The sequence below is a fragment of the Pseudomonas grandcourensis genome (assembly GCF_039909015.1).
In the GTDB taxonomy this organism is placed as follows: Bacteria; Pseudomonadota; Gammaproteobacteria; order Pseudomonadales; family Pseudomonadaceae; genus Aquipseudomonas; species Aquipseudomonas grandcourensis.
This window is the reverse complement of sequence record NZ_CP150919.1, coordinates 4,083,362-4,098,763: the sequence shown is the minus strand read 5'-3', so window position 1 is coordinate 4,098,763 and position 15,402 is coordinate 4,083,362. Positions and strand designations below refer to the sequence as shown.

The window sequence follows — 15,402 nt, the reverse complement described above, 5'->3', positions numbered from 1 at the left end:
CGGACCGGTCCGGGCTTCAATGCCCCACCAGTTCTTCCAGCAGTTGTTCCTTGTAGCCTTGCAATACGGTTGACGCCCGGTCCCGGGGATGGGGCAAGTCGACCTTGACTTCGTGCTTGATCCGTCCCGGATGGGCGTCCATGACGATCACCCGGTCACCCAGGTACAGGGCTTCTTCGATGTCGTGGGTGACCATGATCACGGTGCAGCGTTGTTGCACCCAGATGCGCTGCAACTCGTGTTGGAGCCGTACCCGGGTCAACGCGTCGAGCGCGCCGAGGGGTTCATCGAGCAACAGCACTTTCGGTTTGTTGATCAGCGCCCGGGCAATGGCTGCTCGTTGCGCCATGCCGCCGGACAACTGATGCGGGTAGGCATTCTCGAAGCCGTCAAGGTTGACCAGTGCAATGTGTTCGGCCACCAATCGGTCTTTTTCCGTCTGGGACAGTGGATGGTTTTTCAAGGCCAGGGCAATGTTCTGGCTCAGGGTCATCCACGGAAACAAACGGTGATCCTGAAACACGATCCCGCGTTCCAGGCTGGTGGCCACGATCCGTTTGCCATCGAGCAGAATGTCACCTTCGTAGTCGGCCTCCAGCCCGACGATGAGCCGCAGCAGCGTGGATTTCCCGCAGCCGCTGGCACCCACGATGCTGACAAACTCGCCGGGGCGAACGTCGAGGTTGATGCTGCGCAGCACTGGCAAAGGCTGGCCTTCTATCCGATAGGCCTTGCTCAGGCCGCGAATTTGCAGGGCGCCGGACTGTAACGGGGTGCTATAGGGCAGGAAATGTTGGGCAATTGCGTTCATGGAGTGGCCTTTCAACGAATGTTGCGCCAGCGCAGCAAATGGCGGCTTAGAAGGGTGAATAGCAGGGTCATCAGGTAACCGCACAGACCGATGCACAGCACACTGAGGACGATGACTTCCATGCGTGAGCCGGCTTCGGCGTTCATCATCAGGTTGCCCAGACCGGCTCCCGAAGACAGGAACAACTCGCTGCCCACCGCCGTGACCCAGGCAAACGCGAGCGCGTGCAGCACACCGGTGGCGATGCTCGGCAGCGCCGCGGGCAACAGCACATGACGAAACCGTTGCCAGCGGCTCAGTACCAGCACCTGGCCGACTTCGCGATAGCGCTGTTCGACATGGCTGAAGCCCTGATAAGTGTTGAGAACCATGGGGTAGAAAGCCGCGAGGCTCACGATCAGCACCTTGGAGAACTCGCCGTTGCCGAACCACATGGCGATCAGCGGAATCCAGCCGAGCATGGGTACCTGGCGGATCGAATGAAACAGCGGCCCGATCAGCCGGTTGGCGAGTCCCGACAGCGCCATCAACACGCCCAACAGGACACCGAAGAAAATACCCAGCGCCAGCCCGGCACTGGTACGCGCCAGGCTGGCCAACAGGTTCACCAGCAGTTCGCCATTGGCCAGCAGCTCGAGCAAGGCGGCGCCGATGGTCGACAGCGGGACAAAGGCGTACGCCCCCGCCGCGTCCTGGCGTGACAGGTATTCCCAGCCGCCGATCAACAACAGCGGCAGCAACAGGCCACGGGATTTGGCAATAAGTCCAGACATCGAAGGCTCCTAGCGGGTCTGCCAGCGGAACAGCCGCTGTTCCAGTTGGCGAAAACTGAAATCCAGGGTGAAACCGATCAATCCGGTCACCACAATCCCTACCATCACCACATCGATGCGCAACATTTGCCGGCTCATTTCGATCATCTGCCCCAGGCCACTGTCGGCGGCGAGCAACTCGGTGGCCACCAGCACCACCCAGGCGCGGGTCAGGCTGATACGAAAACCGGTGATGATTGGCGGCGCGGCGGCGGGCAGGGCGATCTCGCGGACCAATGTCGGCCAGCGCAGGCGGTAAACGTCAGCCACCTCGAAGTAGCTGCGCGGAATGGCTTTGACGCCTTCGCTGGCGGCCAGCGCAACCGGGAAGAATGCGGTCTTGGCAACGATGATGATCTTGAAGGTTTCATCGATACCGAACAGCAGGACGAACATCGGGATCAACGCGATGCTGGGAATCTGGCGCAGGGTGTGGAACAGCGGCGAGCAGTAGATCTCGACATTTTTCGACAAGGCCATGAGCACACCGAACGCCAGGCCGCACAGTGAACCGATGCCGAACCCCAGCCCCAGGCGCGACAGACTGTTGAGCAGGTGTTCGAGGAGTTCACCGCTGGCGGACAATTCTTCGAAGGTCTGCCACACCTGAGCGGGAGGGATCAGCAGGTTGCGCGGAAAAATCCCGGCCCCGGCTATCGCCGCCCACAGCAACAACAGGGCAACAGGGGAGATGAGCCAGGTCAGGGAGGACAACAGACGTTGAGTACGCATGGCAGTTCTTTATTCGGCGAAGTACCGAAGGGGTATCGCAAGAGCTGTGCCAGCAAACACCGATCACGCCAAACAACCCTGTAGGAGCCGGCTTGCCGGCGATGGCGGCGGTGCAGGCGACACAAATCGTGCTGATCGCATCGCTGGCAAGCCAGCTCCTACAGGGCTCGTTGTCCCGGGAGTTGGTGCTTGACCAGCACCCGTTGCTGCCAGGGCAACACCCCGGCAGCAGTCCACTCAGAAGTCGTAACTGACGCTGGTGTAATAGAACGCGCCCTGGGCGCCTTCAGGGCTGGTGATCGAGTACTTCGGCACGCCATACAACTGCGCCCCGTCAGCCTTGTCCGGATGGGTATCGAACAGGTTGATCGCTCCCACAGACACTTTCAGCGCTCTATTGAAGGTGTACGACAAGTCCAGGTCCGTCACCCATTGCGGGCTATAGGTCTGGTCCAGGGTCGGGTTGGTGGAGTTAAGACTTTTCCATTCGCCATAGCGGCGCTGGGCCACGGTGACGCCCCAACCCTCATACAACCAGTTGGCACTGAGGATCAGCTTGGAGTCGGGAGTGCCATCTTCGATCAGGCCTTGGGTGGTGCGGCCGACAATCTGCGAGCCCTTGATATTGCCGACGTCGCGCAGGGCGGTGATTTTGGTGTTGTTCTGGCTCACGCCGGCATTCAGGTTCAGGCGTCCCCATTGCTGCAGGTCCAGCTGATAGTTGCCGGCCAGCTCGACACCGTCGGTGCGGGTGTCGGCCACGTTGGTGTAGAAGGCCGCACTCTGGATATTTGCGTAAGGCGTTCCGGCAAAGATCGGCAAAACGACCGACGCGGGCAACTGGTCGGAGAGGGTGATGCGGTTGTCGATATCAATGCGGTAGGCGTCCAGCGTCACCGACGCATTGGCCAACGGACGCCAGACCAGGCCCAGGGAGTAGCTGGTGGACTCTTCCGGCTTGAGCGATGTCCCGCCCAACAGCGCTGCCTCTGGACTGTCGGTGCGCAATGTTCGCTGCTGCACTTCGACAAAGTTGCCACTGCCCGGTGGCTGCTCCACCACCTGCACGCTGAACGAAGACAAGCCGCTCTGCACCAGGGATGGCGCGCGATAGCCGGTACTGGCGGTGGCTCGTGCGGCGATCTGCGGGGTGAAGTCATAACGCAGGGACAGTTTGCCGTTGGTGGTGTCACCGAAATCCGAGTAGTGCTCGGTGCGCACCGCGACGCCCGCCTGGAATTTTTCGCTGATCTGGCCTTCGACGTCGACATAGGCACCCAGTACGTTTCGCTCCAGAGAGGCTGCGTCGACCTGGGTGATGCCCGAGTAGTACCCGGGAATGCGCCGGCGGGTCACGGGGTCGACCGTATTGAAAAACGGGCCGTTCTGCCATCCCGCAGCTTCGCCGGCGCTCAGTTCGTAGTTCTCCTGGCGCCAGGCCAGGCCGGCGGAAAGTGTCAGCGGTTTGAACAACAGGTCGGTCGGGAAGTCTCGCACCCAGTCCAGGGTCACGTTGGTCTGATCGGCCTCACGTTCACCGGTGTAGATCTTTTCCGGACTGTTGGCGCCCCAGCTGGGGTTGATCGCATTGCGGTCGGTGGACTTCAGGGTGTTGTCGCCATGGTTCGCGGCAAGGTCGAACTTGCCCAGTTGCTCGTCTTCGTAACGCAGGCCACCGGTCAACGCATAGTCTTCCAGCGAGTAGCGGGTGATGGGCAGGCGTCCATCCGGGAAGCGTTGCAGCGCGGTGCTGCTGTAGTTGTTACGCAAGGTCGTGGGCGGGTCGAAGAAGCCTTCGGCGTCGGTATTCTTGTGGGAGTAGGTGGCAAAGCCGTAGGCGGTCAGACCTTCGCCGATGCCGACTTCACTGTTCAGGGCGAAGTTGTATTGGTCCGACACATTGCCCGAACCCCAGCGCCAGGTGCGGTAGCGGTTGTTCTGTTCGCGGGGCGTGTTGATGCTGGTGGAGCCGGGGTAAAAAATCCGGTTGTCGGGGTTGGTGTCGCTGGCCGGGTCCTGGCTGCCGGCATCGAAACTCAGGGTCAGGAAGCCGTCGTTGGGCAGGGCGATGCCTTTCCAGCCGCTGAATTTGCGCTGGATGCCATCGCCCTTGTCGTAGCCGCCAAAGCGATAGCCGAGGTTGCCCCCGTCGTCTTTCTCCTTGAGCACGATGTTGATCACCCCGGCGATGGCGTCCGAGCCGTATTGGGCCGCCGCGCCATCGCGCAGGATTTCCACGCGCTGGATCGAACTCAGGGGAATCAGGCTCAAATCGACCGCTGCCGCGCCACGTCCGTTGACCAGGCTTTGGCGGGTGACGTTGGCGCTGGTGTGGCGGCGCTTGCCGTTGACCAGCACCAGTACCTGATCGGATGCCAGGCCGCGTAAAGACGCGCCCTGGGCGATGGAGCCGGCAAAGGCGCCCTGGGGCGACTGCGGATAGGTGAACGACGGTGACAGGGCGGTGAGGGCGCCGGACAGGTCGCTGGCACCCGTCTGTTGCAACTGTTCGGCAGACAGAACGTCAATCGGCGCGGCGCTTTCCAGCGCGGTCACGTCGCCGCGCCGCGTACCGAGTACCACCACAGTGTCGAGGTGATCGCTGCTGGCTGCGGGTTGAGTTTCGGCAGCCACGACAGGCATGGCAAGGCTGCCAATGAACAGCGCGATAGCGCCGGCCAACGGGGTGTGATGGAACATGGATAAATTCCTTCCAGACGAATGAAGACTCCTGCAGGAGCTGGCTTGCCAGCGATGCGATGCAAGGCTTGCGGGCCCCATCGCCGGTAAGCCGGCTCCTACAGTGAATGTGTGGATATCGGTGGTCCGGAAATCGATGGTTTTAAGGGTGGATGCCGCGGGCCCGGAGATCGATGGGTTCTGCATGGATATCGGTGGCCTAAGTAGGCGCTGGCTTGCCAGCGATGGCGGCCTCAAGTGCGATGCAAGGCTTGCGGGCCTCATCGCCGGCAAGCCGGCTCCTACAGGGGGTGTGAATCCGGGTATCGGGGTCAGAAGCGACTGGTCACGCTCAGGCCGACGGTACGCGGGTCACCGTAGGTGATCACGTATTGGCCCAGGGTGCCGTTCGGACGACCGTGTACCTGGTAGCGGCGGTCGGTGACGTTGTTCACAAACCCGGTCACGCTGAGTTTTTCATCCGGGCTGAACCAGGTCAGGCGAGTATTGGCCAGGGTGTAGTGCGCCTGGCTGAGTGTCTTGTCGGCGCTGCTCTGGCGGTCGGCGAGGAAGTATTCCTTGTCGCGGAAACTTACATCGCCACCAGCCACCAACTTGCCACCGATTTCCAGTGGAAAGGTGTAATCGCCACCGAGCGCCACCACGTTGCGCGGTGAGCGCACGAAGCTGTTGCCGCTGTAGTCACCAGTGACCACCCCTGTGTTGGGGTTGGTGTTCTTGAAGTCGGTGTATTCGGTGTCGAGGAACGATACCGCGGCACGCAGGTGCAGGTAGTCGGTCGGCTGGGCTTCGAGTTCCAGCTCGGCGCCCTTGACCGTACCCTTGGCGCCGTTGGTCAATGCGGTGGTCAGCACCCCGTTGTTGACCGTCAGCAGGTTCACCTGAATATCCGAATAGTCGTAGTAGAAGATGTTGGCGTTGGCGGTCAGGCGATGATCGAACCACTCGGATTTGAGGCCGATCTCGTAGGCGTCGAGTTGTTCCGGGTCGACCGTGGTCAGCTGTGAAAGGCTGGTGGACAAGCCGGTATTGAAACCGCCGGAACGGAAGCCATGGGCGTAACGGAAGAACACCCGGACGTTATCGTTGATCCGGTATTCCGGCGTCAGGTCATAGGTCCAGGCGTCCCAGGTCTTGTCTTCCTGACGATTGCCGTTGGTGCCGACGCCACGCAGCGGCACCAGCGGGCCGTTGGCCGTGATGCGGGTCAGTTGCGTCAGGTCGAGGTCGATGTCTTTCTTTTCCTGGGTCCAGCGCAGACCGCCGGTCACGCTGAAATCCTCGGTGAAGTCGTAGGTCAGGTTGCCGAACAGCGCGTAGCTGTCGGTCTTGTGGTCATAGCTCAGATCACGAAAATCAGTGACGCCGCCAATCTGGTTGGAGCCGGTACCGTTAGGTGTCGGGCCGGGTGTGACAATGCGTTGGGCAGAGCTGTCGAGGTCTTCATGGAAGTAATGCGCGCCCAGCAGCCAGCGCAGGGTTTCCTGCTGCGGCGATGCCAGGCGCAGCTCCTGGGAGTATTGAGCGTATTTATTGTCGGAAATCGCTGCACCGTTGACTTCATAAGGCGTGTAGTCGGCGTCGCTGGTCGCCTGGTTGCGAATGTAGTCATAGGCGCTGATGGAGGTCAGGGTGTAGTCACCCAGGTGCCAGTTCAGAGTCAGCGAAGTGCCGTCGTGATTGAGCTTGGAGTCTTCATTGACATTGATTGCGATATCGCGCCCGCGAGGTCTTTCGTAGCCGACGTTGTAATAACGCCCGACCGCGAGCGAACCGTTGCTGCCGTCGCCTTTGAATTCGCGGCTGTGGACCTTGAGCAGTGCCTCGAGATCGTCATTTATCTGAGCAAGAAACTGCAGGCGTACGGCTTTCTTGTTGACGTCGCCATAGGTGTTGTCGTCCACCAGGTTCTTCTGGTAGCCGTCACGTTCTTCGGAATACAGCGCGACCCGCGCCGCGAGTTTTTCATCCACCAGCGCTCCCCCCAGAGCGCCGCTGACGATGCGTTCGTTCTTGGTGCCAAACCCGATCGTGCCGAAGCCGTCTGTGTCGAAGGTTGGTTTTTTCGAGATGACGTTCACGGCACCTGCGGTGGTGTTCTTGCCGTATAGCGTACCTTGCGGCCCCCGCAGAATTTCGATGCGCTCGAGGTCGAACAGCGGCCCGCCGCCGGCAACCGGTGCATTGAGGTAGACGTCATCGGCGTAGATCCCCACCGGGAAAACGGTGGCTGCGCCCGTATCACCGGTACCGAGACCACGGATGTACCAACGTGGGCGGCCATCGCCGTCCGGGTTTTTCGCTGAAGTGTTGGGAACGAATGTGGTGATGTCGCCCATATTGCGCACGCCGTCGGCTACCAGGCTGGTGCCCTGTATCGCCGATACCGCCACCGGAATCTCTTGCAGGGTTTCCTCCCGGTGTTGCGCGGTGACGGTAACGGTTTTGAGCGAAGGCTCCGCAGCCGTTTTGCTGCTGTCGGTTTCTGTCGTTTCTGCTGCGAGCAAACCCTCGCTGACGCCGCCCCCGGCGAGTAACAAGGTTAGCCAGATACTTTTGGTGATTGGATTAAGTTTATGCATTTAAGTCTCCCCCAGGAAAGTTTCACTAGTGGGGCTTGAGCAGAGATCGTGCCAAGTGCTTTTTTGCGCGGATAGTTTTATCAAGATGTTGAAAATAAGGGATTTATTGTGCGAGTAAGTTGTGCGTTCAGCTGATTTTTTATGAGTTTGTTAGTTGGATCAAGTCTCCTGAGAAGTGCCTGTCAGGCATTCAGCAGAAGTTGCTTGGCGGGTGTTGCTGGAGAAGCAGGAGTTGAGTGAGGGAGTGTTGCCTGGCCAACAATCCGTTGGCCTTGCGGACGCCATCGCCGGCTTGCCGGCGATGGCGTCCTCACAGGCGCTGAAAAATCTCAAACCGCCAGTCGTGACGTGGAACCAATGACCTTCTCCAGCACACTGAAATCGATCCAGTCACGCACATCGAAACGCCGCGGAATGAAGTCCCAGCGATGCAGGAAATCGGTGAAATCCTGCAGCGCTTCAATGGATCGTGCATCCAGTGTCGTGCGCAAGCGCCGATGGGCGTCTTCACCGTACGCGGCGGCGACCCAGTACTCGCTGGTGTTGAGTTCCCGGGCCAGAAAACGCCGGGTTTCGTCGGGATTGGCCCAGGCCCATTGCTCGGTGCGCAGCACGGTATCAACGATATTCACGCTGGCGTCGAAATGCTCATGCAGCAGGTGAGTGTCCACGGTCAGGGTCCGTGGCGTGCCGTTGTTCGAGCGAATCAGCGGGTCGGGGTGAGAACCGGTATCGACGACCACCTGCAAACCGAATTCGTTGGCCAGGTGCACGGCGTGCGCGCCCTTGAGAAAAATCGCATCGATGTCGCCGCGCAACAATCCGATCAGTTCGTTGTTGCGGCGGCTGACGCGCGTGACATCGAGGCTGACTTCCGAGCCGTAGACATGCTGTTTTTGATCGTCGCTGTAGGTGCCGCCATAGGGGTAGTCCACCAACTCGACATCAGACACCTCCAGGCCTTCGAGCTTGAGGGCGTTTTCCAGACCGCGCAGGGCCTGGGCGCGAGTGAAGTCGATCTGCACGTTGGCCCATTTCGGCAACCCGAAGCGGCGGTTCTTCAGGTCACGAATGCTCTTCACACCGGATTCCGCGGTGGTCAGGATCAGTTGCACCTCGTCGCTCCAGGACAGCCCCAGGACCCGGGTCTGTACGCCGCTGGCATAGGCCCAGATGGCCGGGATGTTGCCGCCGTGACGTACCGAGTTTTTCAGGTGATGGTCGTAATGGGCTTCGCGAACTTCCCGCTCACTGGACTCGCGCAGTGACTGGATATTCGTGCCGAACGGCGCAAAGGCTTGCGCCAGTCGACCGGATTGCACGGCGATGCCAAGGCCCGTGGGAACAGGGCTATGGGTGTACCAAAGCGTATCGAGTGGTTTGCTCATAAAGTCCTTCAGTGCCGATCCATGAAACCTGGCGGGTTAGCCTGCCAGTGCGGTAGGTGTTTGCAGCAACGCGTCCAGCGGTCGAGGATCGATCCAGTCGCGCACGTCGAAGCTTTTCGGGATGAAGCGCCAGCGATGCAGGAAGTGTGTGAAGTCCTGCAGGGCGTCGATGGCCTGCTCATCCAGTTCGGTGCGCAAGCGCAGATGAGCATCGTTGCCATACGCGGCGCTGACCCAGTACTCGCTGCTGTTGGTTTCCCGGGCCAGGTAGCGGCGGGTGTCTTCCGGATGGGTGTGGGCCCAATGTTCGGCGCGTCGTACGGAATCGAGAATGCCGGTGGCGACATCGAAGTGGTTGTCCAGCAGGTTAAGGTCCACTGCCAGCGTGCGAGGGGTGCCATTGTTGCTGCGAATCAGTGGTTCGGGATGCGAGCCGGTGTCGATGACGGTGTGCAGGCCGAACTCATGGGCCTGCCGGGCGGCGCTGGCGCCTTTGAGGAAGATTGCATCGACCTCGCCGCGCAGCAGACCCACCAATTCCAGGTTGCGCCCCTCGACCTGTTGCGCACTGACCGGCGTGCCGTTCACGGTGCTGACCTGCGGATCGCTGAACGTGCCTTCATAACGAAAGTTCACCAGCTGCACATCGCCGACCTGCAGGCCTTCCAGTATCAGGGCGTTTTCCAGCCCGCGCAGGGCCTGGGCACGGGTGAAGTCTATTTGCGCGCCGGCCCAGTCGGGCAAGCCGAAACGGCGTCCCTTGAGGTCCTTGACGGTTTTGATGCCGCTGTCGGGAAGGGTCAGGATCAGTTGCACTTCATCGGCCCAGGACAGGCCAATGACCCGGGTTTCCCGACCCTGGGCCCTGGCCCAGATGGCCGGGATGTTGCCGCCGTGACGCACCGAGTTGCGCAGTGTGTGATCGAAGTGCGATTCACGCACGGCCTTGTCGGTGGATTCGCGCAGCGACTGCACTTGCGTACCCAATGCGCCAACGGTGTCTTGCAGCCAGCCTTTTTGCACGGCGATGCCTAGCCCGGTGGGGACCGGGCAGCGGGTGTACCAAAGGGTGTCCAGAGGTTGAGTCATCAATGATTCTCCCGCAGCGCTCAGGCGCTGGCCTTCAAGTGAGTTGCCGGTTGTACGGCAGGACGTTGGTGCACCAGTGGCAGTACCTCCTGGCCGATACGCAGGGCTTCTTCCAGGTGAGGATTGCCTGCCAGGATGAAGGTCGAGAAACCGGCATCGCGGTACTCCACCAGGCGTTCGGCAATGTTCTGGTGGCTGCCCACCAGGCCCACGGTTGGCCCCGGTTTGGCTTTGGCGAAGCCGGCCCACAGGTTCGGGCCGATGATCAGGTCGTCGAAGCGGTCGATGTTCTGGTGGTAGGCGGTTTGCCGTGCGCCACCTACCGAGTCGGAGCCGCTGGTGAAGCCCTTGGCGACCACGCTGCTCTTGCCTTCGAGTTTGTCGAACTGACGACGCAAGTCTTTCCACGCCAGCTCTTCGGTTTCCCGGGCGAACAGGTCGACACGCAGACCAAAGCGCACGCTGCGTCCCTGCTTGTCCGCCAGTTCACGTACCCGATCGATATGCGGCTTGAGCTTGTCGATGGGCTCGGCCCAGTTCAGGTAGACGTCGGCGTGTCTGGCGGCTACATCAAGGGCGGCGTCGGAGAATCCGGAGAAGTACACCCCGGGCTTGCGCTCGTTTTGCAGGCCGTGGGGCAGGGCACCGTTCTCCAGTTGGTAGATATCGCCTTCGTAGGAGAAGCGTTCGTTTTGCCAAAGCCCCTGGATGATGTCGAGGAACTCACCTGTGCGTTTGTAGCGCAAATCGTGTTCGAGGAAGTCGCCGTTGGCCCGCTGGCTGGCCGGATTGCCACCGGTGATGATGTTCCATTCCAGGCGACCGCGGCTGAGGTTCTGCAGGATCGCCGCTTGTTGCGCCGCGTAGGCCGGCAGGGTCCAGGTCGCCTGGAACGCGATCAGGAATTTGATGCGGCGGGTTTCCCGGGCCAGGGCGGCTGCGGCAATCCATGGCTCCGGGCCGGTGGGCAACAAGGCGCCTTCGAAACCTGCCAGTTCTGCGGCTTTCGCGACCTGGGCGATGTAGTCGATGTAGGTGAAGTCGTCCGGTTCGCCATTGGGCAGTCGTCCCGGGGCGATGTTGCCCGGGCGATAGTGCGGATTACCGCGGTTGTGTTTGTCGGTGGTCAGTTGCGGGCCGTCGGTGCCCAGTGGCAGGCGCCAGAAAAACTCAGTGCTCATGGGTTGCTCCTGATTCAAGTACGCGCTAGGTCGCGCAGGTGCGAGGCTGTCTTGTCAGGGGGATTGCAACGGACATGCCATGCTCGGCACGCCGGGTTTTGGCCAGCAGGGCCGGGGGTTTGACGAGGAAGGAGTGAGGGGGGAGGTTCGGGCTGCTTCTGTAGCAGCAGTCCGTCAGCAATGGTTGTTCGGGGTGCAGCAGGTGGGTTTTGATGGTGTTCTGGAGATTGCCATCGCTGGCAAGCCAGCTCCTACAGGGGGGGGTGTTGTCCGGGATTCTGTAGGAGCCGGCTTGCCGGCGATAGCGGTCTTGATTACGCGGGTGCTGTGGCGACGATGTCGTCAATCGAGGCACCTGCTTCGGCACTGCGCAGGTAGGTCTGGTACAGCGCCGCATAAGCGCCACCCTGATCGATCAATTGGCGGTGATGGCCTTGTTCGACCAGGCGACCGTGGCGGATGACCGCAATGCGATCGGCATCGCGGATGGTTGCCAGGCGATGGGCGATGATGATGGCCGTGCGACCTTCGCAAAGCCGGCGAAACGCCCGCTGGATGCGGCGCTCGGTATGGATGTCGACGGCCGAGGTCGCTTCGTCCAGCACCAGTACCGCAGGGTCCGCGAGGTAGGCGCGCACCAGGCAGACCAATTGTCGCTGGCCATGGCTCAGGTGCCCGCCCAGTGGTCCGACTTCGGTCTGGTATTGGTGCGGCAGGCGCTCCAGCACCTCGTCCGCACCCAACTCCCGGGCCGCCGCAATCAGGCTCGCGTCATCGGCGTGGGGAGAGGCCAGGCGCAGGTTGTCGAGAATACTGCCGCTGAACAACACATTGTCCTGCAGGACCACGCCGACATTGCGCCGCAGTTCATGCTGGGTCAGGTTGCGAACATCAATGCCGTCCAGCCTGACAGCTCCCGATTGCACCTCGTAGAAGCGTGTCAGCAACTGCACCAGCGTGCTTTTGCCATGGCCCGAGGGGCCGACAATCGCCAGCACTTCACCGGCAGGAATGTGCAGGTCAAGGTCGTTGATCACCGGCGTCGAACTGTTGGCATCGTAGCTGAAGCGCGCCTGTTCAAAGCTCACTTCGCCGCGGGCTCTGCCCACGCGGTGCGGTGTGGCGCTGTCGTTGATTTGCGCACGAGTGTCGAGCAACAGGAAGATTCGTTGCGCCGAAGCCGAACCGGTGGCGTAGCGCTCGAACAGGTCCGATAGCTCCTGCAATGGCCCGAGGAACAGGAATACATAAAACAGACTCTCCGCGATCTGGCCCACAGTCACATCCACCTGCGCCAGACCGTACGCGCCCACCAGCAACAGCACTGCCATGCCGGCCGAGCTGAGCAGCGCGGTAAATGGAGCGAACCAGCCAGACCGCAGGCTGCCGCGGATCAGCGCCTGATTGAAGTCATCCAGCAGGCCGCGATAGCGCCGCAGGTTCGGTGCCTGTTGCGCACACTGCTGCAACATGCGCGCGCCGCTGACGCTCTCCACCAGATGCGCGGTGAAGCGGCTGCGGTTCTCGGCGACCCTGGCCCAGTTGCGCTGGGAGATGCGTTTGAAACTCCAGGTCGCCAGCACCAGCAACGGCACCGTCGCAGCGAGGCTGAGAAAAAATCGCGGATCGATTCGCCACAGCATCACCGAGGCCAGCCCGCAGCGCAGCAGCGCGCCCAGCAACTCCGGTGGCCCCTGAATCAACAGCGGTTCAAGGGCATCGACATCACGGTCGACTCGGGAAATGATCCGTCCAGCCTTGGTCCGGTCGAAATAACTGACGCTCAAGCTCTGGACATGTGCAAACACTCGCACCCGCAGGTCATTCAACACCCGGATCGCCGCACTGCCGGCCACGAACTGCGAGACCCCGGCGAGCAGGAAACGCCCAAGCCAACTGGCCGCCAATCCCAGGCCGAGCCAGAGTACCAGGCGCTCATCGAGCAACCAGTGATCGCTCTGTTGAATCAGCCCGCGGTCGAGCAGTTCACGGACGAACCAAGGGCGCAGGAACACAGTGAATACCAGCAAAAGCTCAATGCCGATGACCCCAAGAATGTGCCGGCGAATCGGTTTCAACAACGGCAACAGCCGACTGAACATGCTGCGGTCGAGGGCCTTTTTGGCCAGCATTTCTTCAATTTCGATATCGCTCAAGGCTTTGCCGGCGATTGGATTAGCCATGGTCGATCCCTAGCAGGTCGCGATAGTCAGGAGAGGTTTTCAACAGTTCGGCATGGGTTCCGCTGGCGGCGATCCGGCCGTCCTGGAGCATCAGCACGCGGTCCGCCAGGAGGATGGTCGAGAGCTTGCTGGATATCACCAGCAAGGTGGTGGCACGGCCCTGTTCACGACGCAGTTGGCGAATGTTGTTCAGCACCTGGCGTTCGCTGATCGCATCCAGCGCGCTGGTGGCATCGTCCAGGCACAGGATGTCCGGCTCGCCGAGCAGAGCCCGGGCCAGGCTCAGGCGCTGGCGCTGGCCGCCAGAGAGCGTCACGCCACGATCGCCCAGCGGTGTGGCCAATCCTTGGGGCAGGCGTTCGAGTACATCTTCTGCGGCGGCCAGGCGCAGACCGTGATGCAATTGTTGATCGCTGGCGTGCGGTGCAGTCAGGCGCAGATTGGCCGCGAGGGTGTCGGAAAACAGAAAGCTTTCCTGGGGGACCACGTGAACCCGCCGTCTGAGTTCGTCCAGCTTCAACTGACGAATGTCCTGCCAACCGGCGCTGTCCGAGCCCAACGACAGGCGCCCGGAGCTGATTTCGCTCAGGCGTGGCAACAGGCTGGCCAACAGGCTTTTGCCGGTGCCGGTCGCGCCGACCAGCGCGACGATTTCGCCCGGGCACAGCGTCAGCGAACAGTCCTGCAGGATATCCAGGCCGCCGCCGGGAGCGCTGACGCAGACATGCTCGAGTTTCAATCCCAGCGGCGTGTCGGGCAGGCTGGCATTGCCGCTGCGGATGGCGGCCGGCTCATCCAGCAGTTGCCAGATCCGCTCGGCACTGGAGCGCGCGTCAGCGAACGTCTGCATGACGCGGCCGATGCCCTCGATGCGAAATACCAGGGTGGTGGCAATCAGCAGCGAGGTGACCAGCTCGCCGATGCCCAGCCGCTCGATTGCCACCAGGTGGGCGCCGTAAACCAGAATCCACACATGCCCCAATGCGACGACAGCCTGGGGCAGCGGTATCCGCGAACTGGAGTAGGCGAGGGCGTGACGGGCGTAGTCGGCGAACACCGCCACTTGCGTGGCGAAACGCTGGATGCGGTGGTGTTCCAGGCCAAACGACTTGATCACCCGCACGCCGCCAATACCTTCGCTGAGGTCCTGGTTGACCCGGTCGTAGGCTTGGCCAACGGCTCGGTCGAGGCTGACCAGACGTTCGGTCTGACGCACAAAGATCCATAGGCCGAACACAGTCAGCAAGAGTGGAACCAGCCCCAGCAGCGGGTTGTACCAACTCAGCAAGCCGACGGTTGCCAGTACCACCAGCGGCGTTTCCACCACCTGCCGCCAGAAGCTGATCAGGGCATCGCGAACCTTGTCGGCATCACGGGTGGTGCGAGTGATCATTTCCCCCATGCCGTGTTGCCAGTGGTAGCCCAGGTGCAGTGTTTGTACCTGTTGCAGGATACGTTCTCGCAGGCGCGTCAGCAGTTCCTGGCTGAGCACCAGCGACAACACGCTCGCGGCGTATTGCAACACGCCACGGCCCAGGGCCACCGCGAGCATCAGCCATAACCAGTACCAGCCAAGGCTGGCGTCCAGGCTGCCATCGACTTGCCGGATCACCGCGCGGCCGGCGCTGACATCGTTCACCGCGTGTCCGATCAGCCATTGTTGCCAGACCAGCCCAAGGTTCGCTGCAATGAACAGCACCGCCACCAGGGCGAAGCGCCAGGGCATTTCCCGATAAATCGCCAGGCAGCGCAGGAGAGGGTGTTTTTCGATCATGAATAGCTCATTCAAAGGGATTTTTTGTCCTTGAGAACAGGGCCCACCGTTGCGAATCCGGTTCTGTGGGCGGCGGTTTCAAGGGCGCCATCGCTGGCAAGCCAGCTCCTACGAAAAACCACGTGCTGCACCTTGCCCTTGTAGGAGCCG

At 61.4% G+C, this 15,402-nt stretch carries 10 protein-coding genes; all 10 read right to left on the bottom strand.

Annotation, left to right across the window (positions count from 1 at the left end; all coding sequences use genetic code 11):
- Positions 1-16 precede the first annotated feature (16 nt).
- Positions 17-811, bottom strand: a complete 795-nt coding sequence (locus AABM52_RS18210; protein ID WP_347907309.1) for an ABC transporter ATP-binding protein — start codon at positions 809-811, stop codon at positions 17-19.
- An 11-nt stretch (positions 812-822) separates the two neighbouring features.
- On the bottom strand, positions 823-1,584 hold the full coding sequence (locus tag AABM52_RS18205) for an ABC transporter permease (protein WP_347907308.1): 762 nt from the start codon (positions 1,582-1,584) through the stop codon (positions 823-825).
- A gap of 9 nt (positions 1,585-1,593) precedes the next feature.
- On the bottom strand, positions 1,594-2,355 hold the full coding sequence (locus AABM52_RS18200) for an ABC transporter permease (RefSeq protein WP_347907307.1): 762 nt from the start codon (positions 2,353-2,355) through the stop codon (positions 1,594-1,596).
- A 237-nt stretch (positions 2,356-2,592) separates the two neighbouring features.
- Complete coding sequence (locus tag AABM52_RS18195; RefSeq protein WP_347907306.1) at positions 2,593-5,055, bottom strand: TonB-dependent receptor; 2,463 nt, start codon at positions 5,053-5,055, stop codon at positions 2,593-2,595.
- A 311-nt stretch (positions 5,056-5,366) separates the two neighbouring features.
- The gene (locus AABM52_RS18190) at positions 5,367-7,637 is read right to left on the bottom strand and encodes a TonB-dependent receptor (RefSeq protein WP_347907305.1); all 2,271 of its coding nucleotides are present in this window, start codon (positions 7,635-7,637) and stop codon (positions 5,367-5,369) included.
- Between the two features lie 329 nt (positions 7,638-7,966).
- A complete protein-coding gene (locus tag AABM52_RS18185) occupies positions 7,967-9,025 on the bottom strand; it encodes an ABC transporter substrate-binding protein (RefSeq protein ID WP_103395713.1) in 1,059 nt (352 codons plus the stop codon).
- Between the two features lie 36 nt (positions 9,026-9,061).
- The gene (locus tag AABM52_RS18180; protein ID WP_347907304.1) at positions 9,062-10,114 is read right to left on the bottom strand and encodes an ABC transporter substrate-binding protein; all 1,053 of its coding nucleotides are present in this window, start codon (positions 10,112-10,114) and stop codon (positions 9,062-9,064) included.
- Positions 10,115-10,134: 20 nt separating this feature from the next.
- Positions 10,135-11,295, bottom strand: a complete 1,161-nt coding sequence (locus AABM52_RS18175; RefSeq protein ID WP_347907303.1) for an LLM class flavin-dependent oxidoreductase — start codon at positions 11,293-11,295, stop codon at positions 10,135-10,137.
- 314 nt (positions 11,296-11,609) lie between these two features.
- Positions 11,610-13,478: an ABC transporter ATP-binding protein gene (locus AABM52_RS18170; protein WP_347907302.1), complete on the bottom strand. Its 1,869-nt coding sequence runs from the start codon at positions 13,476-13,478 to the stop codon at positions 11,610-11,612.
- Positions 13,471-15,252, bottom strand: coding sequence for an ABC transporter ATP-binding protein (locus tag AABM52_RS18165; RefSeq protein ID WP_347907300.1), 1,782 nt, complete (start codon positions 15,250-15,252; stop codon positions 13,471-13,473). The genes AABM52_RS18170 and AABM52_RS18165 overlap by 8 nt, the downstream gene beginning before the upstream one ends.
- Positions 15,253-15,402 lie beyond the last annotated feature (150 nt).